Here is a 22728-nt window from a genome sequence, read left to right as displayed (position 1 = left end):
ACACAAAATGCCAGCGCGCGCATACAGCGTACGCCAATCGCTGCCAAGTTAATTGCGCTTGATAAAGCGGCGCACAATAAAGTCCGCCTCAAGTATCAGACTCTCCTGCTGCTCCAGTTCCGCTCGCGCCTCCCGGTTACCCTTCCAGGCAAAAGGCGTCATCGCAAGAAAGTCCGAAATCGCTGCGTGCCCACGCAGCTCGAAGGGAAAACAGCAGCGTAAGTCGACTTCCGGGTATAAACCTTCCACCAGCTTAGGCGCGGGATGCTTGCGTGCTTCCCGGTAGAGATGCCCTTTCAGGGTCCACAGATGATCCGGTCCGGGAGAGACATCCAGTAAATGCCCCCCTTCCTTTATTACCCGCAGCATCTCAGTATCCGGTGCCGGCGCAAAAATACGCAGCAAATGATCCACACTGTTTGAGGCAACCGGCAAATTGGCATTACTGGACACGACAAACTGGGCCGCGCTATCCGATTTCGCCGCCATGCGCACTCCGGACTTGGAGATATCCACCCCGGCCAGGGCGTGCCCATGCCAGCCGGCAGACTCCAGCTGGCGTAAATAGTAGCCCTCCCCACAACCGATATCCAAAAGCCGGCGCCCCGGCCGGTACGGCAGTAGTGCGGTAATCGCCTCGACCAAAGGACGATAGTAGCCCGCCTTGAGGAAACGGCGACGCGCATGCAACATCTCGGTGGAATCCCCAGGATCTTTGCGGCGCTTGCGATAAACGGGTAATAAATTTACGTAACCTTCCCGAGCGCGATCAAAACTGTGCCGGTTACTGCAGAGCCAGGCATCTTTACCCAGCGTCAATGGCTTTGCGCAGAGGGGACATTGCCAGATCATTCAACTTCCTGAACTTGTGTATTCTTCATCAACGATGGTGGAGTGCGCCGCAAGATAAGATCTGCCGCCTTCTCCGCAATGGCGATCACCGGCGCATTGGTATTGCCACTGATCAAGGCCGGCATTATGGAGGCGTCTACAACCCTCAGTCCATCCACACCGTGTACTTTTAGCTCCGCATCGACAACAGCGAGATCATCATTGCCCATCTTACAAGTTCCCACCGGGTGATAAATCGTCTCGGCATGCTGACGAATGTAGTGCTTGATGGAAGCCTTGCTGGTGAGCTTCTGTTCCGGTAACCAGAGGCGCTTCTGGTAACGCTGTAGATCTTCCTGATGGATGATGTCCCGAGCCATTTCGAACGACTCAAGCATCACCTGCATATCCTCTGGATCACTCAGATAATTGGGCTGGATACTCGGCAGTGTCTTTGGATCCTCGGTATTGAGCGTTACTTCACCGCGGCTTTTGGGACGCAATGCACATGCGTGCAGCGAGTAACCATACCCCGATTGCTTATTGAAACCATGATCAAAAGTTGGCACTGCAGAGAAGTGGAACTGTACATCTGGGCGGCCATGAGCCAAGGTTGAACTGGCGAAGCCACCAGCTTCAGCGACATTACTGGTAATTGGACCACGATTCAGGAAGAACCATTCAGGCGCACGCACCGCATGCTTCAGTTTCGCCCACAAGTCATTGGCAAAAGTAACTGGAGCCGAAGTTTCCACCACCTGAGTGATATCCAAATGGTCCTGGAGGTTTTTACCCACTCCCGGCAGGTGATTCTGTAGCAGAATATTAAATTTGCGTAACTCCTCTTGAGGACCAATGCCCGAGAGCAGTAGTAGGTGCGGAGTCTGGATTGCTCCGGCGCTGAGCAATACTTCCTTATTGGCCAGGATTTTTTTGCCATTGAGTAACTCCACCCCCACTGCCCTATCACCTTTCAGTATCAGGCGTGCCACAGGACTGCGAGTTAGCACACGTAAATTAGGGCGCTTCTTTATCGGGTGTAAATAGGCTGCGGCTGCCGAGCATCGCCGCCCTCTTCGCTGAGTGACCTGGTAAAAACCAACGCCACTCTGATGACCGCCGTTAAAATCACTATTTGCTCGGTGTCCCGCAGACAGCGCTGCACGCAAGAATGCATGGCCAGACTCGGTCTTCCACTTCAGGTCGCTAACGGTAAGTGGGCCATAGCCACTATGGTGAGCATCGCTACCACGCTCATTGCCCTCGGCCATTAAGAAATAAGGCAGGATATCGCGCCATCCCCAGCCCGGATTACCGGTGGCTTCCCAGGCATCATAGTCCTCACCTTGACCACGAATGTAAACCATTGCATTAATAGAGCTACTACCACCGAGAGTCCGGCCTCGCGGCCAAAACAGGCGCCGCTTATGCAGGTGTTGCTGTGGTTCAGTGAAGTGGTGGAGATTATAGTTAGTGCCCGAGAGCAGCATTCCTATCCCCAGGGGCATGGAGATCAGTGGGCTACGATCCGGTGGCCCCGCCTCCAATAGACAAACCCGGTGCTGCTCATCAGCGCTTAACCGGTTGGCCAATACACAGCCGGCAGAGCCGGCACCTACGATCACATAATCAAACACCATTTGAGTGGACATGGGACCTCAGCACCTTTGCAGCTGGATTTCACACGACGGTACACTCAACACGAATAAAATTACAGGGATCTGCAATGGTAAAGGTGAAGGATTACGAATTCAGCGACATTAAAGTCCTGCAAAGTTGGCACAGCAATGCAAAGGCGTGGGTCAAGGTTATAGATCGAGCGGAGATACCCAGCCGTAGGCTAGCCACCGACCGCGCCATTATGGAGGCCATCCTGACACACAACCCCACCAATGTGCTTGATATTGGCTGTGGTGAAGGCTGGCTCGCCCGCTGCCTGGCGGCAGAGGGGATAGAGGTCTGTGGTATCGATGGCGTCGCAGAATTAATCGCTGAAGCCAAACGTCGCGGGCAAGTACGACAACACTTTTGCACTCTGCGCTACGAAGATCTCCAACCACAAGCCTTTGGGCATAAATTCGATGTACTCGTATGCAACTTCTCACTCATCGGCCGGGAAGCCACAAATGCTGTCTTCAGCAGAGCCCGCTCTCTGCTAAATCCGCAGGGCTATTTTCTTGTGCAAACCCTGCATCCACTCACCTCCTGTGGTGACGAGGGCTACCACGATGGTTGGCGACCCGGTAGCTGGGAGGGAATAGACGGCAATTTTCAGGAAGCGGCGCCCTGGTATTTCCGCACTCTCGCCAGCTGGGTCAACCTGTTTTGTGAAAACGGTTTGACGCTTTCTTCATTACGCGAACCCATCAACCCCGTAACAAACAAACCCGCCTCACTGATACTGATCGGGCAATTTCGCCCTTTGCCACACAACACTGATTGAATAAATGCGTGGCGCCAAATATGCAGTATAGATATTTCCAGCGACACCCCAGTATTTAGGTCCCGTCGAATCCGCTACCGACTTAATTAAATAGGCTTCACTTCAATACTAATTTTTCATTAACTTTTGTGTGGCCATATCAAAATAATAATAAAAAAACATTGTCGTCCCGCTACTCACAGGCCCGACTGCTTGGACAAAAATAGAAAAGCATCCAATCCATGCGGCTTTCCGGGAAATACCTCTTAATTTCCGACTGTCCAGTAAGTGAAGTAGTAGAAGCCGCCTATTTTCTATGGGGCAACGCTTTGATTTGGGTGTCCCATAATAAATTTAACGACCGCTTGCGGCTATCCAAATGAGATGTAACACCCTGGGGTAGAAATAATGGCACTCTGCAGTTTCAGAATCAGACCGAGCAATGCCTTAGCCAAGGCCACTGGATTGCTCTTATTACCCACCTGCTGCTTCTGCACCGCCGATGAATTATTTATTCCCGATTCCCAGCAAGCTCTGAATACACAATCGGTGAATTTGTTTTTTAGCGACAGTGCATTCGCTATGGACAATGCCGCACTGTTTCAGGCCGCAGACTTTCTCCGCAATAATTCCATGAACAGTACACAGCGGCGCCTCAATTACCAATGGCTGCAAATGCATACTTACCCCAGTGAGTATCGCCCAACCTCGGGCGGTAGAGCGCTATCAAAAATCCTCAAGATAGGCTGGGAAACCTACAAGCAGCGCAACAAGCGCACGGTTCAGCGGAGCCTGCTGCGCTATACCACTAATAGCGGCAAGATAGGCAATTCGGTCGATTACGGGATCAGCCTATCTGACGATAAGTTCAAGGTTTCCTTCGAGTACGAATTTTAACTCTGGCAGACGACTTATCCTTGCCCTCCTCCAGGTTTGTTAGAATCTCCGCCAATTGAATTTGGCGGAGATAGCCGTGAGCACCTCGAAGACCCCTTCCTCATTTCCAGAGCTGCCGATTGCCAGTATTGGCCGGCGCTTAGCAGCACTGATGTACGACTTATTGATCCTGATGGGATTGATGATGGTTTACGGCTTTATTGCCCTGCCCATCGCGTCAGTGCTGGGTGGATTGAATTGTCAGCCGGAAGCCATGGATTACCGCCCCTGCGTGGGCGGTCCGATCTATCAGTTGGGGGCTGTGGCGGTCATCGCCGGCTATTTTTTCTGGTCCTGGCGTGTAGCCGGGCAGACGGTTGGCATGCGTGCTTGGCGCCTGATTTTAGCCAACCCGGACGGGGTACAGCTCACTTGGCGCCAATGTATCCTGCGAGCCATCGTCGCTCCGCTATCTATTGCCTGCCTGGGGCTCGGCTATTTTTCCGCCTGGGCCCGGTCGGACAAAGCCAGCTGGCACGACCTGATTTCTGAATCGCAGGTACGTGTGCTGCCCAAGAGGAAAAAGTAAGCGCTTCAGCGGGCTCGCCTGAGTAACAGCCAGCCCGCAGCAAAGCACAGCAACACGGGGGCCAAAACAGCGAGCAGCGGAGGGAAGCCAAACACCAGTGATGAGGGACCAAGCATCCCCTGTACCGTCTGGAAAATGATCCCTACCATGATACCGGTGAAGACTCTGAGGCCTGTGGTGACTTCACGAAGCGGACCAAAAATGAAGGAAATTGCCACCATCACCAAGCTGGCAATGGTCAGCGGCTGCAACAGCTTCTTCCAAAACTCCAGCCAGTAGCGACCGGAGTCCTCACCTTTGCGGTCTAGGAACGTACCGTAAGCCCAAAGGCTACGCGGCGACAGATCCGAGGGTAGAGGCACTATGAGCGCAAACAGCTCCGGGGAAATTTCCGCCTTCCAAACGCTTGTTGGCAGCACTTCACTTTGTGTATTTTCCTCCTGGAACCTGGTGCTGCGGCTGTTCTCCAGTTGCCACTGCTTTCTTTGGAAGTGCCCCCTTTCAGAAAACTCCACCCACTTAAGTTCGCGGTTGTCGGCAAAATTGTAGCGCGTGACACCATAGAGTTCGCCATCCGGCAGGGCGGCATTGAAGTGTACAAATTCACCGCTGTCTTTTAGCCATAATCCACTTTCCAGACCGCTCGCCTCGAGTTCACCCAGGGCCCGCGCTTTATTGCTCTCAGCGATGATATTGGTCTTGGGAATCACAAATTCAGCCAGGGCCAAGCCGATAAAAATAAGCAGGATAATCGGCTTCATCACCGCCCAGGCAATTCGGCCTATAGATACACCGGCAGCGCGCATCACCGTGAGCTCACTGGTTCCGGCAAGTGTCCCGAGCCCCACCATACAGCCTACCAAAGCCGAGAAACCCAGCTGCTCGTAGATGCGCGCGGGCAGCTTCCACAGAACGTACTGCACGGCCTCAGCAAAGCCATAGTCTTTCTTGAGATCGCCCAGCTGGTCCACGATAGCAGAGATAATATCGAGGCCGAGAATGATAAGCAGTACCACAAAAACCGCCAGGGCAATGGTACGACCAATGTACAAATCCAATTTAAGCATCGGCCGACTCCTTAACACCTTCCGGCAACGGTCTGGGTTTGCGACGCCAATTCCTCATCGCCAGGAGCAAAAGTCCGATAAGAAGGAACGGCGGATGTACCAGCCAGATCACCGCTGGGTTGGTGTACTTGCCATCCTCAATAGCCCCGCGAACCCCCTGTAAAATTACCAGGTAAATGAGATACAAGAGTATGGCGGGAAACATTTTGATAAAGCGCCCCTGACGAGGGTTGGTGCGCGACAGTGGCACCGCCAATACGGCAACCACAAGCACCAACACCGGCAAGCTCAGGCGCCAGTAAAGAAAGGCCGTTTCCTTCGGGTCATCGCTACCGACCAGCTGTAGAGTAGGTGCCGACTCCATTTGGTCGCGCCAACGGTTGCGCAGCTGAGGCGCCTCCATCAAGACTTCGTAGCTGGAAAATGCCATCTGCCGGTATTCCCGCTGCCCTGGAATACCTTCATAACGATACCCATCACGTAATACCAGGTAGCGCAGTCCTGTTTCTTGATCGACTTGCTGCACGCCCTCACGAGCGCGAATCACCACCTGGTGATTCGCTTCTGTCTCCGCATCGGTGGCTCCCAGCTCAGCGAGAAACACCCCCAACATGGTGGACTTATCTTCGCTCAGGGCCTCGGCGTAATACACCGCCTGGCCACCGCTGGTGGATATAAATTTCTTAGGTACCAGGTGATCAAACTCGTTGCGAGCCTTTTCCGCATTGAGCATGAGGTTGGAGCGCTCTGCACCGGCGGGAGTAAGGTACAAACTCATAGAGGCCACGAACAAAGCCACGGCCATAGCCGGCGCCATGGTATAAAACAACAGGCGCCACTCGCTGAAACCACAAGCGTGCAGCACCGTCATTTCGCTCTCTACATAGAGACGCCCATAGGCCAGCAGGATTCCCACAAATAATCCCAGCGGCAAGATTAATTCAAGGAACCCCGGCAGGCGGAATGCCATCAGGGAAAAAAGGATATTAGCCGAAATATCCCCTGCAGCAGCCTCCGCAAGGTATTTCACAAATCGGCCACTCATCACCATTAACAGCAGAACTGCGCTGACTGCCAGCGTGGCAAACAGCAGCTCACGGCAGAGATAGCGGAAAATAATCACAGTGCGAACGAATTCCTTGGTGACAGCGGTGTGACGAAATCTGGACTCAAACTGAACAAGTTTCCCATTGGCTACAGCAATCCATAAGCGAGCAGGTTAAACTTGTGCGACGCATTATCACTAAAAATTCTTGCTATGTCTCGGCCCAGAGCCATGCAATCTATTGTCAGATTTTAAGGAAAGCGAAAAATGCAGTTCTCCGCAAAGGTCTCGGATATCGCCAAGCAGCGCGCAGCCTGTTCCATTATTTCAGCGGATGCCAAAAACGGCTTAAGCCCTAGCGGAAAAGCTCTCGACCAGCTTAGCAAGGGCGTTATCAGCAAAATTCTCAAGCGCGGCGACCTGGGCGTAAAACCCGGCAGCACCCAGTTGATCGACCTGCTGGATGGCCCCAGTGAACGCGTGTTGGTTGTGCGCACCGGCAAGGGCGATATCACCCAGGTGGAATTTCGCAAACTGGCCAGTACCAGCGCCACGGCGGTTAAAAGGTTCAAAGATGCCACCAGCTATCTGTGTGAACTGGAAGTGGAAGGTGCCGATAAAACCTGGCAAGCCCAGCAAATTGCCCTGGCCGCGGGATTGGCCACCTATCGTTTCACCCAGTGTCTCACCGATGCCAAGCCCTACCCGCTGACAAAGTTCACCCTGCACGCCCCTGAACGCAAGCAACTCAAAGCCATCCAAAAGGGCATGGAGATCGGCGCGGGCCAGGCAGTGGGCAGCAACGTGGCACGTGAACTGGGCGACCTGCCTGGAAATATTTGCACCCCGAACTATCTGGCTTCCGAGGCCCGCGCACTGGCCAAAAAACACACCAAGCTGACAACCACCATTCTCGACGAGAAAAAAATGAAGACCCTGGGCATGGGTGCATTACTCAGCGTAGCCAAGGGCAGCGACGAACCCCCAGCCCTGATCGCCATGCACTACAAAGGCGGCAAAACCAGCGAGAAACCCATCGTGCTCGTGGGCAAGGGCATCACCTTCGACAGTGGCGGCATCAGCATCAAACCCGGCCAGGCCATGGACGAGATGAAATACGACATGGGCGGCGCCGCCAGCGTCTTCGGTGTGATCAACGCATTGGTTGAGCTGCAGCCGGCCATCAATGTGGTGGGCCTGGTGGCCGCCGCAGAGAATATGCCCAGCGGCCGCGCCAGCAAGCCCGGTGATATCGTCACCTCTATGTCCGGCAAGACGATTGAGATCCTCAATACCGATGCCGAGGGTCGCCTGGTACTCTGTGATGCTCTCACCTATGCGGGCAAGTACAAGCCCCGCGCGGTGATCGACATCGCCACCCTCACCGGAGCCTGTGTGATCGCACTGGGCCACCATGCCACCGGCCTCTACGCCAACAATGAAGCGCTCGCTCAGGACCTACTCAAAGCCGGCGAGACCAGCGGTGACCGCGCTTGGCAAATGCCCCTGTGGGACGAGTACCAGCCCTCCCTGGATTCCAACTTTGCCGACATGCAAAATATCGGTGGCCGCGAAGCTGGCTCTATTACCGCGGCATGCTTCCTGTCCCGTTTTGCCAAAGAATACAACTGGGCACATATGGATATCGCCGGCAGTGCGTGGAAATCCGGCGCAGCCAAAGGTGCCACAGGCCGTCCAGTCCCCCTTCTGGTGGAATACCTGCTGGGAAAATAAGTGCTAAGAGCGCACAATAGCCGCCCCCGAGTGGCTGACGAAACGGCCCCTTGTGGGCCGTTGTCGTCACAGTACAAATGTAAACCAGCATGACCCGAATCGATTTTTACATCCTCGCCTCCGACCAAGCCCAGCAAGCGGATCTCTTCGCCTGCCGCCTGGCGGAAAAGGCCTATCGCAGTGGCTTACGAGTTTTGCTGGCGGTCGACAACCAGGAGCGCGCAGAACAGCTCGATCAACTGCTGTGGACCTTTCGCGAGGATAGTTTCCTGCCCCACGCCAGCCAGGCAAAGGGAGAGCAAGCCGCCATTGAGGTTAACTGCGGTGAGGATCCAGGTGTTCACCACGGTTTACTCATCAACCTTTGCCGCAAAGTCCCCAACTGGTTCAGCCGCTTTGAGCGCCATGCCGAAATCGTTGTACAGGAAACCCACTCCCTGCAGCGCTCACGATCACGATTTAGTCACTTTCGCGATCGCGGATATCCGTTACAATCCCATAAGATCAACCAAAGCCTGTAATCACTGACTACCCCATGTCCGGTCGAAAGAACAAGCACAAGCAACGCGGACAACCTCGCAAGCAGTCCAGCGAACTTCTCGATGAGCTGAATTCACTGCACGATCTCCTCAACAGTGATGACCTCGAGGAAATCCCCCTGCTCAATCAGATAGCCGGCTCGGCCAAGCCGCAAGTACAAAAACCGACCTCTCCTGCAGATATGGCTTTTCTTTCCGCTGAGCCACAGCTACAGGCTGGCTCCGAGGCATCTCTCCCCTCGGTGAAGGAAGAGGCCGTGGAAAAAGGGGGGGAGGAAGAAGTGCCTCTAGAACAGACAGATCTACCGATTTTATTCGCCCCGATTGATGAGCAGCTTCCCGAGAATCGCGATGTTCAGCTGGCGGAATCCGACCTGGCTCTATTGCGCCCCCTGCAAAACCTCTCGAGTGAAGCAGAAAAGCCCCAGGCACAAGCTCCCTCCGGCAACCCATCTATTGAAGACGATCAGCATCCGGAGAGTGCCCCCCAGTCGACCAATGGGCAAACTGAACAAGATGCCGCCTCCGCCGAAGCGGCCTCCCAGGAGAGCGCCAAACCTGCTCCCGAGAATCCCTTTTTGCCAGCCCACATACGCTCACGCTTAACCGGCGGCCGTATCCCCGCGAGCGAAAAGCAAGTCCCAGACAAGCCCGAGGCCATCGACGCCACCAGTGCCGGCACCCGCACCCAGGCACTGGTGATGGCGCAGGCCCTGGCGGAGCGGGAAGGCCCCGCTGAGAAACTGGAGCCCTCGGAGAAAGAACGCCAGCGAGATGCCCTGATCGAAGAATTGGTGGCACAACAGCTCCCACCGCTGGAACGAAAGCTGCGCGCGCAGATTGAAAAAGTCGTCGACGGCCTGGAGATCTGGGACTGATTGCGATTTAGCCTCAAACCCGCCTTTTGCCCACCATATTCCCAGCGGTATAATTGCCGCCTTTTCCGCGCAGACAAAGCAATCGCCAGGCTACCCTGAGCCAAAATGCTGCGCCCGCAGTCAGTCAACACAAGGTTTCCCACCCGCATGGACAAAACATACCAGCCCAACGCCATAGAACAGCAGTGGTACAAGACCTGGGAGGAGAGCGGCTACTTTAAGCCTTCCGGGGATACTGAGGCCAAGCCCTACTCCATTATGATCCCACCGCCAAACGTCACCGGCAGTCTGCATATGGGGCACGGTTTCCAGGAGTCCATCATGGATGCCCTGATCCGCTACCACCGCATGCAGGGGGACAACACCCTGTGGCAAGTGGGCACCGACCACGCCGGTATCGCCACGCAAATGGTTGTAGAAAGATTACTGGCGGCAGAGGGAGTCTCCCGCCACGACCTGGGCCGTGACAAGTTCATTGAAAAAGTGTGGGAGTGGAAAGAAAAATCTGGCGGCACCATCACCCGCCAGTTGCGCCGACTCGGCGCCAGTCCCGACTGGTCCCGCGAGCGTTTCACCATGGACGACGGCTTCTACAAAGCGGTCCAGGAAGTCTTTGTCAAACTGTATGAAGACGGCCTGATCTATCGCGGTAAGCGCCTGGTCAATTGGGACCCCAAGTTCCATACAGCCATTTCCGACCTGGAAGTGCTCAATGAAGAAAAGCAGGGCCACCTGTGGCACTTCCGCTACCCGCTTTCCGATGGCTCCGGCCATTTGGTGGTGGCCACCACCCGCCCGGAAACCATGCTCGGCGACACCGCTGTAGCGGTACACCCCGAAGACGAGCGCTACAAAAAGCTCATCGGCAAAACCATCAAGTTGCCTCTGACCGACCGTGAAATCCCCATCATCGCCGACGATTATGTCGATCGCGAATTCGGCACCGGTTGTGTAAAAATCACTCCGGCACACGACTTTAACGACTACGAAATGGGACAGCGTCACAATCTCGAGATGATTAATATTCTCGATGCCGACGCCAACCTGAACGATGCGGTACCAGAAAAATACCGGGGCATGGAGCGCTTTGCCGCGCGCACCCAAATTGTCGATGACCTGGACGCCCTCGGCCTGCTGGAAAAAGTAGAGCCCCACACCCTCAAGGTACCCCACGGGGACCGCTCCGGCGCCGTGATCGAGCCCTGGCTTACCGACCAGTGGTATGTAAAAACCCAACCTCTGGCCGATGAAGCCATCGCCGCCGTTGAAGATGGCCGCGTTGAGTTCGTACCGAAAAACTACGAAAACATGTACTTCTCCTGGATGCGCGATATCCAGGACTGGTGTATTTCCCGTCAGCTGTGGTGGGGCCACCGCATCCCCGCCTGGTACGACAACGACGGCAAAGTCTACGTTGGCCGCAGCGAAGAGGAAGTGCGCGAGAAGCACAACCTGGGCGCCGATATCAGCCTGCGCCAGGACGACGACGTACTCGACACCTGGTTCTCCTCCGGCCTGTGGACCTTCGGCACCCTGGGCTGGCCAGAAGATACCGAAGAACTGAAAGCCTTCCACCCCAGCTCCGTACTGGTCACCGGCTTCGATATTATTTTCTTCTGGGTCGCGCGCATGATGATGCTGACCCTCTACTTCAAGAAAGAAGTACCGTTTAACACCGTGTACGTACACGGCCTGGTGCGCGACAACCACGGCCAGAAGATGTCCAAATCCAAGGGCAACGTGATCGACCCCATCGACCTGATCGACGGTATCGACCTGGAGCCCCTGGTAGAGAAGCGTACCTCTGGTCTGATGCAACCTCACCTGCGCGAGAAGATCGAAAAGCAAACCCGCAAGGACTTCCCCGAAGGTTTCTCTGCTTTTGGTACCGATGCCCTGCGCTACACCTACTACTCACTGGCATCCACCGGCCGTGACATCAAGTTTGACGTGGGCCGTATCGAAGGCTTCCGCAATTTCTGTAACAAGATCTGGAACGCCTCCCGCTACGTTCTGCAAAACTGTGAAGGACAGGACTGTGGCCAGGACAACAGTAGCGACTTCGAGCTGACTGTTGCCGACCGCTGGATTATTTCCCAACTGCAGCGCACCGAAATCACCGTGCGCGAAGCCATGGACACCTACCGCTTCGACCTCGCCTCCCAGGCACTGTACGACTTTATCTGGAGTGAGTACTGCAGCTGGTACCTGGAACTATCCAAGCCGGTACTGTGGGACGACAACGCCTCCGACGCAGTGAAGAAAGGCACCCGCCGCACCCTGATCCGCGTACTGGAAACCATTTTGCGTCTGGCTCACCCACTGATGCCGTTTATCACTGAAGAAATCTGGCAGCGTGTAAAAACCCTCGCCGGTTCCAACGGTGACACCATTATGCTGCAGCAGTACCCGGAAGCCGATAACAGCAAGATCGACGAAGAAGCGGAAGCGGCTGTTGCCTGGTTGAAGCAGGTAACTGACGGCATCCGTAATATCCGTGGTGAAATGAAGATCGCAGAGAAAAAGAATATTCCTCTCTTCTTCAAAAATGGCTCTCCGAGAGATCAAGAACTACTAGAGCAGTCTCGCAATCTTCTAATCAAACTGTCAAACCTTGAGGGGATAACCTGGCTGGAAAGCGGCGAATCCGCACCCGCTTCCGCTACCGCCCTGGTAGGGGAGTTGGAGCTGCTAGTGCCCATGGCCGGCCTGATCGACGTTAAAGCCGAAAGCGCCCGTCTACAAAAAGAGATTGATAAACTTTCCAAAGAACTCGCACGGGTCGAAGGCAAGCTCAACAATCCCAAGTTTGTGGACAAAGCCCCCGAAGCCGTTGTTGCCAAGGAAAAGGACAAACTCGCGGAAATGAAAGGTGCTCACGAGCGTCTGCAACAGCAACTTGAAGAAATCAGTAACCTTTAATGGTTCTGGTAATCCGCTCCATTAAAGAGCGGATCTGATTTAAAAAAGGGGGCTCTGCCCCCTTTTCTTTTTTTGATATAAATCAAACAACCCCTTCTAGCCCTAGTGCCTTTCGATTTTCTATCAACTTCAGAACCCGAGTATGTGCTCAATGTACCTGCATCGCTTATGAATTTGTCAGCTTTACCGAAATGGTATACGACCTAAAGCCCGCGAAAACGCTTCAGGCACCGCTCCATTTTTCAACCCTCCAAAGTACCTGATAAGAAATCAACATGATTTTCAATCGGCTTGTTGGCTGTTATTTTTTATAAAGATCCTGATTAATTGAAGCTCTAGGTCTAACAGTGAGTTAGAGAAAGTCTATTCATTGGGGATAGTAGGCAAAGTGATCATTTTGCATTTGGGACGAGAGTTCAGGCTTTTATGTAGTTTTCTGATTCCTCAGGGTCTTACGCACCTCCTCGTTAGATTGATTCCAGTATGGTAATCATGATAATAGTGATCAGATTGATTACTATATAATTGTTATATGAAGGAAAAAGTATGAGCTTCCTTGAAGACTCCTGGAAAGATCGAGAAGAAACAATATACAGGGGAATATTTGGTGACCTAGGACCCGGAATTTATACTTTATCAAACGAAACCTTTGATCGCATGAATGCTAAGGCTGTTGATCCTCGCTGGTTAACGCATGGAGTTTTCAAGAGTCAGCCATCCGAAACAAGGAATACCTGGGCTTATGTAACATCTGGTATGTCCAACCCTTGGGAGACTGAGGAACCAGAAGAGTTTTCTGGATTGGGCGTAGAGTTTGTCCTGGAAACAGACGAAGAGGCGGATTGGGCAATTGGAGTCTTACAAACCTTAATGGCTTATAATTTACTTCTCATTTCCGGTCAGATGGGCGATTTTCCACCCCTTTATTATGGGCACCGTGTTCCCCTTGCACTTTCTACTTCCATAAAAACGATGATGTTTACTCACCCTGTGAATTTCCCAGAAAACTTTGCCATTAAATCTGGGGCAGTCGATCTTATTCAGGTTGTGGGTATCACACCATCAGAATTAGAGGCTGCAAAAGAAACATCATCTGATGAGATAAAACAAAAACTTATCAGTAACACAGGTGGTCTGATCACAAATAAGGAACGAGAAAGTGTGGCATAAATCATATAACCAACGCAGCCATAAACGCCCTTCCGGCTGGACTCGTCGCTGCGCTCCTCGCCCATGCTACGGGTGTTATAGGGCTTTCGCAGTATCATGATCTTGACTCCAATCAGGCTCGTAGCACTTATTTGGCTACCGGTTTTCCTAGTCGCCGTAGCTACTCAATTCTTTCTTTCAAGTGCCGACGAACATGATTCATGGGCCACTGTTTACTATTTGTATTCAGCTCCGGTCCAGATGATTGTATTCGTTGTTAGCGCTATTTGGGTGAAAGGTGCTGCCGATGTTAAACGATCAGTTCTATTCTCAACGGTGATTTTTTTTGGCTTGCTTTGTATTGGCTACATCGGTGTGTGGTTGGTCTATTTTTTGGCGGGGGGAAGGATGTGAATTCCTATATCCAGCACAAGCATCGTACACTTGACCCACCGGACACTTTGCTCCTGCAAAGCTCCCGCCGCTTCAATCGCCGCTGTTGTGGGCATTATACGCAAGCCCATCCTGCCTAAATATGGATAAAGAAATTATTAGACTGTTGGAAGCGGGTATGGCTGATCAAGTCGATAGTTATGTTAAAGCTATGCTTGTATCAGATAATCACTTGAGTCGTGGTGTAAACGATTTCCTTTTCCTCTATGCAGCAATATATTCAAGAATATTTCCAGAAGAAAAAGTAAGCTTAAATTTTTTAAACAGCGCACTTTTGTTGCTTCGACATTTGCAATCAAACTATCCAAATGAAAGCCGCTCATTTGCCACGCAGGAAATGTATCTTTTGGTGCGTGCAATAAAGTCTAGACAGGGTGATGAGATAGATCGTGATCGTGCAATTAATAGAATATTCGAATTGTTCAGATCTGGTGCCGGTGCGTATACGCCCAAATCAGCGAGGGAAGAAGCAATTTCTGTTAAAAGCGCTATGGCTTTTGGTAATGGTAAATCTGTAATGGGCTCAATGCAAAATTTACGTGTTATCAAAAACCTGCTTGGTCCTATCGAATTGTTGTCTGGTCAGGGTGTTCTTTTGCCAAGTGTTTACAGTGATTGGCTCAAGATAAAGGGCGATCTGCCATGAAAGCGCGGCCAATAATAACGCAAGGCAAGAGGGGCGTTAACCCTATCACCCGGCGAACTGAACACGCCAACGTGCGCCCTTGCTTAGGGCGCCCCGTAATCTCAACCACCTCCATCCCCCAGCACCCTCTCCTTTTAGACACGTCTATAGATTTCCTCACGGTGAACGGGTAGAGATTTGGGAGCACGTATGCCTATCTTTACCTGATTACCCTTAACTTCCAATACCGTAATTGAGACGCTCGATCCAATCCGTAAGTTTTCACCCATCCGGCGCTTTAAGATCAACATAATTGCTTCCTATGAATACTCAAACCATGCGTAGACCTCCCTTATTGGAAGGATTTGAAAGTAACTGTTAAGGGAGTATCAGGTGGAGCGCGAGAACGGTAGGCATAGAGGTAGAAAAGGCAGACGCAACGCTTCCAGAGCCAGGGGACACACCCCAAACTACTGAATGGACTCCACTTTATTGAAGACGAGCGGGTTTCTAGCGTATGATCCATATAGCCATTTTGATAGGTCGATTATCAATTTGGTTAGCTGGCCCCGGGTGTTCCACCACCTTGGGTCAGCGCCTTTTACTTACTCTTACGTCACGCTACCGTTCTCCTTTGAAGAAATGGTTTTTAGAAAATTCTTGGGTTTCATGAAGCTCTTTGGGCATCGGCCTTTAGAAGGCTGCTTAATGTCGACCCAAATATCGATAAATATCCACCGATTTTACGCAGCTTTGACACTGAAACAAACTGAATAAAATCCAATAAGATTATTTTCGTGCCTATATTTTTCGCGGCTTACGCTTTGAAAATTTCGGTTGTGTATAAAAATAGCCGTTAAGACTGGTACTCTTCCCTCGCCTTTCACTTTAGAGCCCAGAAACAATAGATCATCCCTAGCGGCTTCATTTTGCTGATTTTATATACATCTTGTTGTTTTCTTCCACTGTCAACATCGAAGGTCACGAGTGGAAAATTTTTGGATATAATGCATCCGCAATTTATCCACTAGAGTAATTTTTAGTCAACTCTAACTAGAATGCTAATTCAAATGTACTCTTCTAGCTAGAGGCGTTTACTACTCTTGGGATATATTGAGTGGTGATATAATGCAGCCGCTTTTGAATACACTGTTATGTCTCAGCCCTAATAAGGAGTACGAATGTTTTTCAGTGAAGAGTTCATAAGGTCAGTCGAGGAAAATCCAATTGTGGGTATTGTGGAAGCCTGCAATATGGGAAATCAGCGTCTACGAGAACTAGAAAGCCATGACGGCTGGAATGAGAGTGAGCACGAGCTTTTATGGGAGGTAGCTTCTTTTTTAGAATTAGTAATTGAAACGAACCAGCTCTATATAGATATAGTTTTTCCAGAAGCGACAGGTGAAATTGATACAAACTGTAAGAATCTTAGCAGCTATGTCAATATGGTAAAAGAGCACTTTGAAGGACACTCAATAAAGTTAAAAATTGATTCTTATAAAGGACGCTATCAAACAGCATTCAAAGCTGCATTTGCTTATGAGTTTTCACAAGGAGACTTTGATCGCATACAAAGCCTTATCAACGAAATTCGTGATCACATTGTGGCAAATAACCATTTAGAGCAAGATCATAAGCAGAGACTTTTAAGGCGCCTAGAAAACCTACAGGGTGAGCTGCATAAGCGAGTATCAGATCTTGATAGATTCTGGGGTATGGTTGGAGATGCCGGTGTTGTTTTAGGTAAGCTTGGTAAAGATGCCAAGCCGATAGTTGATCGCGTGAAGGAAGTAGCAGAAATAGTTTGGAAAACACAGGCTCGTACAGAAGAACTTCCGAGCAATTCTCCTAATCCAATGATTGGGCACAATGAAAATACATAACAAAATGCTCAGCTAAGTTTTATACACAAATATTGCTATATAAATCACAACTCCAATAAGCACTACAAGAGTATCTAGAATTTCGACACTATCTATTATAGTCAAGCTCAGATACATAAGCAGCGAGAGTTGTTGGCGATTATCTAATCAATGTGCACACTACACCATGGAAGCTTCTAGGTTTATCGTAAAATTCAAGGGATTTCAGGCTAACAAGTAGCCCAACTGGCTTAACTTTATACACTTTAACTGGGGGATTGGACTATTTTTCTACATAGGTTTCGAATAGTGTTAAAAGATGTGTATAAAACACAGTACGAGCGATATATGTTCACACCAGCATGGAGCTAACATGGTCACATTTTTTACAGTAAATCGTTTAAACAGATTGACTACGGGAATGGAGATTTCCCTTACCAAACACAACGATATCAATCCGGCATTCTTATAGGGTCATGTTGATTTAATGATCCTACCCACCAACGACGGACACTCTCTTAAGCGATAAACTACGCAGCAGAGGTGGTTTTGCTAGCCCAACGATTGAGCTACTCTTCGAGTATGTAAGACAAGCCCACTTCCCTGAGTTATTCTCTCGCTTCGAAAGTTTCTTTGCCTGTGAGAGTATTGAAGATGCCCGCCTATTTAAAAATAATTTTGGCGGTGGAGAAGGAGGCATATTCGAGGTGTATACTGAAAATAGGCATTTTAGAGGTAATATTAACTTACTCAATAATGACCAAACATCATTGGTTTGCTCCCAATTTGCGCACGCCTACTGGAAAGGACAACAAGGACCATTTCCGTATTGTTTTTGGGAGGTTTTACTTGAGTTACCCGTCACAATAGGTCAAAGAATTGAGTAGTACACATATAAATCGGATAGCCGGTAGTTTCTAGCCACCGGCCCCCACACCACCCATCGTGTGGGTCAGCAATACAGCAGCAAGCTAAACAGATCTCCCCAAATAAGAACGTGAACTTTCACTACCCAACTACACCATTTACTCTACCCATTAGATCACTCGGCTTCGATGTCCTTGGCCACCTCGCCTACAGGCTAAGCCTTATAGGATGTTTCTGCCCATCAGCTCGTAGTTTGCTTGCAGTTTCCTCCCCACAAGACCTCGTGGTGTTACAGTTGCCTTTCACTAGTAGTTAGCATTTAATGGAAACCATTAATCGGTGATCTTCCTGCAGAAGACTTTCACGCCATTAGTTCACGCCCATGCTGAGCGTACCAAGTTTAGGCACCCGACGCCGGCGGTGCTGGTGCTGGTGCTGGTGCTGGTGCTGGTGCTGGTGCTGGTGCTGGTGCTGGTGCTGGTGCTAAAAGCGTTATACACAGGAGTACATTTGAAAACTAAGTATTTATTACTAATTCTGTGCACGTTTTTTGTGATATCAGGTTGCAGTACTGGTCCGTACCTTAAGCCCCACGCACCAATTGGATGGTACAGTACAGAGAATCCAGCATGTCCTGGAGCAATGCAGGTTCTGGAGTTTAGTCTTGGTGATTACGATTGGCTGGTATTTAGAGTTTTAGCCAAACATCCAACAAAACGTCACCCAGAAGGAACTAAACTGATTGCTTATGTACACCCTTTAATTTACAAACATCCAGATCCAAATTACTCTCGACCTCTCTTTAGGTCAAAAGATGAAAAATTGTTTATGCAGAAGCTGGCTGCTGAGCATAAGTCTCAAACCATAGAAATAACTTTTTCTAGCTCATTGGCTACCATTATTTTCTCTGATGGGATTGAGACTGAAGTTGAACTTCCATTTTTTTCTCAACCTTATAATTACTCAACGAGTGAATATTATGGAATCTGGGGGCCGGAAGTCGTGATATCTACAGAAAAGCTTGAGGCGTTCACAGTTAAATTTCCAACTGTATATGTGAATGGGGAAGAGATTCGAATCCCACTAATTACCTTTAGAATAGATCAAAATAAATATGCACCTGTGCTTAACTGTTAGCGAAAAGCGTATAAATCGGGTAGCCGGTAGTTTCTAGCTACCGCCCCCCACACCACCCATCATGCGGGTCCGCAATAGGCGGTTCACTATCCGTAATAAATCTCTACCCAACGAAAGTGTCGAGCAGCTCTTCATTTGAGTTGAGTGTCATTGCAGTACACTGCCTCAACTTTATCCGGCTGGAAACATATCAGTCAGTAGGCTAGTCCTGTCGTTTAACTTGTGGATCTGGGGCTTAGGCCTTCACCTTGTCCAAGGTATTAATCTTGGCATTAAGCTACTATGCCGTCGGCAGACTTCTGTTTAATCATCGTGGTGATTACTGTCCGAAGCGCTGCTGTGTCCCAGCACTTTTGTTTATCCCTGCTATAGTGGCTAGCGGGTTGGACCTACCTATGAGTCAGCGGCCACGCTGACAGCTTCACAGCGGTAAGCTAAACAGATCTCCCCAGATAAGAACGTGAACTTTCACTACACAACTGCATCATTGACTCTACCCGTTAGATCAACCAGCTTCGGTGCCCTTGGCCACCTCACTTCCAGGCTAAGCATTATAGGATGCTCTGTTCGTCAGCTCATAGTTTTGCTAGCGGCTTCCTCCCCACAAGACCTCACGGTATTGCAGTTGCCATTCGCTAGTAGTTAGCATTTAATGGAACCCATCAAATGGTGATCCTCCTACAGAGGAATTTCACCCCATTAGTTAACGCCCATGCTGGGCGTACCAATCAGCCGACCGCAAAAGCCTCGGCTGATTGAGGTGTTATATATACAATGAGGTACAACATTGAAACTACTCATAATCATTGGCATATTCTTAGCTTCTTATGTTCTCTATTCCAGCATGAAGAAGGCTGGTAAACCAACACATCCATTAAGTAGCTTGGTATCATTAATTTCTAACTCTAGTGAGAAGGTAAGTACCGATATAAATCTGTATTTAAATTCACCTGAATCATTCTTAAAAAAATATGAGCTCGAACTCAGAGAGAGAGATATTGAATCAGTAGATGAGATGTCTGATTCCGTCGTTGTAGTAGAAATTTTACTGAAGAATAAATTTCTTATATACGTAGATGGCGCTCATGAACCAAATGATGCATTGTTACAATTAAACATCCTTTCAAAGGAAAAACTACAGACAGCAGACTCATACAATGAGATCATGGATTCCTATAGATCAAGTAAGTATGGCATTGCAACTTTCCTACAGGATGGTGAATGGCCCTCTTTGTTTAAATGCGCAAACGAAGCAGGCTTTAAGCTTCTTGCTATTGATGAAGATTCTGATTCCTTGCCATTAATCCTTGTGCCACTTGAGAAATCTCAAGAAATTCTAAAGGCGTTTAGAGAGGCAAGACTTAAGACTTATTTTTCAAGTAAATAAATGTAAATTGGGTAACCGGTAGTTTCTAGCTACCGGCCCTTAGACCACCCATCGTTCGGGCCAGTAATGGCCGGTTCCCTATCCTTAATGAATCTCTACCCAGCGATAGTGTCATGGCAGTGGACTCTGGTTATTTGCCTACCCATTTGCGGTCTTTTTTGATAGGAGTTTTGAATTAATGATCTCAGAACTTAGATTGAGTGTTCTACTTCGAGGAGAAAAGTTTTCTCCAAAGGAAGCAGAGAATGTCACAGGGCTTAGACTTCAAGACAAATTAGAGCTTGGTGAGATTTCTCCGAGGGGGCGCTATCGAGGTAAGCCTGTACCCTATGGTACTGCTCAGCTAGAAGTTCCCGCCGAAATACCATATGAAGATAGGTTGATGTGGATAATTCGAGCCCTCGAAGTAAACCTTAAACAGCTATATGAATGTGGTGCTGAAGAGACAAGAATTTATGCAGGTTACTTCTATAAAGATCAATGCAATTTTGGCTTTAGCAGGGAGGAGTTGTCGTCAATAGCAAAACTTGATGTAGATTTTGCTATATCGTGTTACGACATGTCAGATGAGGAATAAATGCACTAAATCGGATAGCCGATAGTTTCTAGCTACCGCTCCTGACACCACCCATCGCGCGAGTCGTTATTGGGCGGCTCCCTTTCCGTAATAAATCTCTACCCAACGAAGTTGTCGAGCAAGTCTTGGGTTGATTGTCACGGCAATGCGCGCCCCCAACTTTAACCGACTGGAAACATATCGGTTGGCTAGCCCCGTCTTTTAAATCCTGGAATTTGGCTACTATGCTGTTGGCTGACTTCTGTTTAATCACCTTGGCCATTACCGACTGCAGCGCTGCTATGTCCCACCACTTTTGCCTATCCCCACGATGATGGCTAGCGGGCTGGGCCTATTTATGAGTCAACAGCCACGCTGACAGCTTCACAGCAGCAAGCTAAACAGATCTCCCCAAATAAGAAGTGAGCCTTCACTACACAACTACATCATCGACTCTCCCTATTAGATCACCCGGCTTCGGTGCCCTTGGCCACCTCGCCTCCAGGCTAAGCCTTATAGGGTGTATCTGTTCGTCAGCTCGTAGTTTGCCAGCGGCTTCCTCCCCACAAAATCTCACAATGTTGCAGTTGCCATTCGCTAATAGTTAGCATTTAATGGCGCCCATCATATGGTGATTTTCCTAGAGGGGAATTTCCCCATTAGTCCGCGTCCATGCTAGGCATACCAAACTGCACCAACCACTCTACTTGGTCGCTGGTACAGCCACGCTACCGCTTATCTGCCTACCCTTGTACAGGGCATGATATCTCAGGAGATTGAAGAGTTGTGATTATTAGGAATGTGGTGTTAGTAATATCCTTTCTGGGGCTAGCTGGGTGTGCTTCAACCGAGTTGAAAAAATCATTTAAGCCAGTAAAAAATACATATGAAAGTATACAATTCAATCCTGTATTTGGCGAGGTGACTAGTAAACATCCAGAATATTTAAAGGCCCAGAAGGAGTGTGAAAATACTGTTTACGCTGACGGGGTCAAAATTAATGACATATTTGTACATGATCGATCAAAGCTAAACGGAATATCCACCAAACACATGTCTGAATATATTAAAAATAGATTATCTCTGCGTTTAGGCATTAATGGATCATTTAATTTGGCCAGTGCGGCTTTATCTATCCCAATTGAAAGTGATACCCCCTCTTATCAGTCTAAGGGTAACCCCAAAACATATGAAGATTATTCGAAAGAATATATGACTCTGGAGAAACCGACTGAGATTAAGACTATTAATAGCCTTCAGGAGAAATATATTGAATGTATGCGAGAAGAGAAAAAATTTGAGCCTATAAAATTTATTATAAAGAATTCTGAAACAGGTGAGATAATAAGGGAACACAAAGTCAAGAAATAAGACATATCGAGTAGTTGGCAGCTTTAAGCTGCCAACCATTTTGCTAGTCCGCAATGGGCGATTCCCTATCCGTAATAAATCTCTACCCAACGATAGTGTCGAGCAGCTCTTCATTTGAGTTTAATGTCATGGCGGTGCGCTACCTCAACTATATCCGACTGGACATATACCGGTAGGCTAACCCTGTTTTCTAACTCATGGATTTAGGCTCAAGTCTTCACCATGTCCAAGATATTAATCCTGGCACTTGTCTACTATGCCGTCGGCTGACTTCAGCTTAATAACCTCAGCCATTACTGACCGAGGCGCTGCTGTGTCTCACCACTTTCATCTATCCCCGCAATGGTGGCTAGCTGGTTGGGCCTACTTATCGGTCACCGGCCACACTGACGGCTTCACAGCAGCAAGCTAAACAGAT

General features: G+C 49.6%; 20 protein-coding genes. 15 read left to right on the top strand and 5 right to left on the bottom strand.

From position 1 onward, the window contains the following. Window positions 1-48: 48 nt before the first annotated feature. Both ACCI51_RS13235 and ACCI51_RS13230 read right to left on the bottom strand, forming a co-directional pair. The gene (locus tag ACCI51_RS13235) at window positions 49-852 is read right to left on the bottom strand and encodes a putative RNA methyltransferase (protein ID WP_371843973.1); all 804 of its coding nucleotides are present in this window, start codon (window positions 850-852) and stop codon (window positions 49-51) included. Beyond that, a complete protein-coding gene (locus tag ACCI51_RS13230; protein WP_371843972.1) occupies window positions 849-2483 on the bottom strand; it encodes a GMC family oxidoreductase in 1635 nt (544 codons plus the stop codon). Before ACCI51_RS13230 ends, ACCI51_RS13235 begins: the two co-directional genes overlap by 4 nt. A 74-nt stretch (window positions 2484-2557) precedes the next feature. Between ACCI51_RS13230 and ACCI51_RS13225 the strand changes: the two genes are divergently transcribed. The 3 genes from ACCI51_RS13225 to ACCI51_RS13215 all read left to right on the top strand — a co-directional run bounded on the left by ACCI51_RS13225 (window position 2558) and on the right by ACCI51_RS13215 (window position 4718). Then, a complete protein-coding gene (locus ACCI51_RS13225) occupies window positions 2558-3274 on the top strand; it encodes a class I SAM-dependent methyltransferase (RefSeq protein ID WP_371843971.1) in 717 nt (238 codons plus the stop codon). 387 nt (window positions 3275-3661) lie between these two features. Continuing rightward, on the top strand, window positions 3662-4150 hold the full coding sequence (locus ACCI51_RS13220) for a hypothetical protein (protein ID WP_299581944.1): 489 nt from the start codon (window positions 3662-3664) through the stop codon (window positions 4148-4150). Window positions 4151-4226: 76 nt separating this feature from the next. Further along, a complete protein-coding gene (locus ACCI51_RS13215; protein ID WP_371843970.1) occupies window positions 4227-4718 on the top strand; it encodes an RDD family protein in 492 nt (163 codons plus the stop codon). A 5-nt stretch (window positions 4719-4723) separates the two neighbouring features. On the opposite strand, the gene lptG is transcribed toward ACCI51_RS13215, so the two are convergent. Beyond that, complete coding sequence (gene lptG / locus ACCI51_RS13210; protein WP_299581939.1) at window positions 4724-5785, bottom strand: LPS export ABC transporter permease LptG; 1062 nt, start codon at window positions 5783-5785, stop codon at window positions 4724-4726. Further along, the gene (lptF, locus tag ACCI51_RS13205) at window positions 5778-6908 is read right to left on the bottom strand and encodes an LPS export ABC transporter permease LptF (protein WP_371843969.1); all 1131 of its coding nucleotides are present in this window, start codon (window positions 6906-6908) and stop codon (window positions 5778-5780) included. Before lptF ends, lptG begins: the two co-directional genes overlap by 8 nt. Before the next feature lie 189 nt (window positions 6909-7097). Here lptF and ACCI51_RS13200 point away from each other — a divergent pair, with 189 nt between their 5' ends. From ACCI51_RS13200 to ACCI51_RS13175, 6 genes are all read left to right on the top strand, one after another. Then, complete coding sequence (locus ACCI51_RS13200) at window positions 7098-8564, top strand: leucyl aminopeptidase (RefSeq protein ID WP_299581935.1); 1467 nt, start codon at window positions 7098-7100, stop codon at window positions 8562-8564. An 89-nt stretch (window positions 8565-8653) separates the two neighbouring features. Next, window positions 8654-9085, top strand: a complete 432-nt coding sequence (locus ACCI51_RS13195) for a DNA polymerase III subunit chi (RefSeq protein ID WP_299581932.1) — start codon at window positions 8654-8656, stop codon at window positions 9083-9085. Window positions 9086-9099: 14 nt separating this feature from the next. Then, window positions 9100-9981 (top strand): hypothetical protein, encoded by an 882-nt coding sequence (locus tag ACCI51_RS13190; protein ID WP_371843968.1) that lies wholly within the window; start codon window positions 9100-9102, stop codon window positions 9979-9981. A gap of 147 nt (window positions 9982-10128) precedes the next feature. Beyond that, a complete protein-coding gene (locus ACCI51_RS13185) occupies window positions 10129-12903 on the top strand; it encodes a valine--tRNA ligase (protein ID WP_371843966.1) in 2775 nt (924 codons plus the stop codon). A 546-nt stretch (window positions 12904-13449) separates the two neighbouring features. Further along, window positions 13450-14073 carry a suppressor of fused domain protein gene (locus ACCI51_RS13180; RefSeq protein WP_371843964.1) on the top strand — a complete coding sequence of 208 codons (624 nt, stop codon included), beginning with the start codon at window positions 13450-13452 and terminating at the stop codon, window positions 14071-14073. Window positions 14074-14623: 550 nt separating this feature from the next. Next, window positions 14624-15151 carry a hypothetical protein gene (locus ACCI51_RS13175; RefSeq protein ID WP_371843962.1) on the top strand — a complete coding sequence of 176 codons (528 nt, stop codon included), beginning with the start codon at window positions 14624-14626 and terminating at the stop codon, window positions 15149-15151. A gap of 134 nt (window positions 15152-15285) precedes the next feature. Here ACCI51_RS13175 and csrA read toward each other — a convergent pair whose 3' ends face one another. Beyond that, complete coding sequence (gene csrA, locus ACCI51_RS13170) at window positions 15286-15441, bottom strand: carbon storage regulator CsrA (RefSeq protein WP_371843961.1); 156 nt, start codon at window positions 15439-15441, stop codon at window positions 15286-15288. Window positions 15442-16311: 870 nt separating this feature from the next. Here csrA and ACCI51_RS13165 point away from each other — a divergent pair. The 6 genes from ACCI51_RS13165 (at window position 16312) to ACCI51_RS13140 (ending at window position 22310) form a co-directional block, all read left to right on the top strand. Next, the gene (locus ACCI51_RS13165) at window positions 16312-17013 is read left to right on the top strand and encodes a hypothetical protein (protein WP_371843959.1); all 702 of its coding nucleotides are present in this window, start codon (window positions 16312-16314) and stop codon (window positions 17011-17013) included. 542 nt (window positions 17014-17555) lie between these two features. After that, entirely contained in the window at window positions 17556-17879 is a 324-nt protein-coding gene (locus ACCI51_RS13160; protein WP_371844027.1) for a DUF2441 domain-containing protein, read from the top strand. A gap of 319 nt (window positions 17880-18198) precedes the next feature. Next, a complete protein-coding gene (locus ACCI51_RS13155) occupies window positions 18199-18996 on the top strand; it encodes a hypothetical protein (protein ID WP_371843957.1) in 798 nt (265 codons plus the stop codon). A 787-nt stretch (window positions 18997-19783) separates the two neighbouring features. Further along, window positions 19784-20383 carry a DUF6630 family protein gene (locus ACCI51_RS13150; RefSeq protein WP_371843956.1) on the top strand — a complete coding sequence of 200 codons (600 nt, stop codon included), beginning with the start codon at window positions 19784-19786 and terminating at the stop codon, window positions 20381-20383. A gap of 178 nt (window positions 20384-20561) precedes the next feature. After that, entirely contained in the window at window positions 20562-20960 is a 399-nt protein-coding gene (locus tag ACCI51_RS13145; RefSeq protein ID WP_371843955.1) for a hypothetical protein, read from the top strand. A gap of 765 nt (window positions 20961-21725) precedes the next feature. Beyond that, on the top strand, window positions 21726-22310 hold the full coding sequence (locus ACCI51_RS13140; protein WP_371843954.1) for a hypothetical protein: 585 nt from the start codon (window positions 21726-21728) through the stop codon (window positions 22308-22310). Window positions 22311-22728: the final 418 nt, after the last annotated feature.

Source organism: Microbulbifer echini (genome assembly GCF_041447225.1).
Classification (GTDB): Bacteria; Pseudomonadota; Gammaproteobacteria; order Pseudomonadales; family Cellvibrionaceae; genus Microbulbifer; species Microbulbifer echini.
Note: the sequence above shows the minus strand (reverse complement) of the source record. Positions and strands in the feature narration are given on the sequence as shown.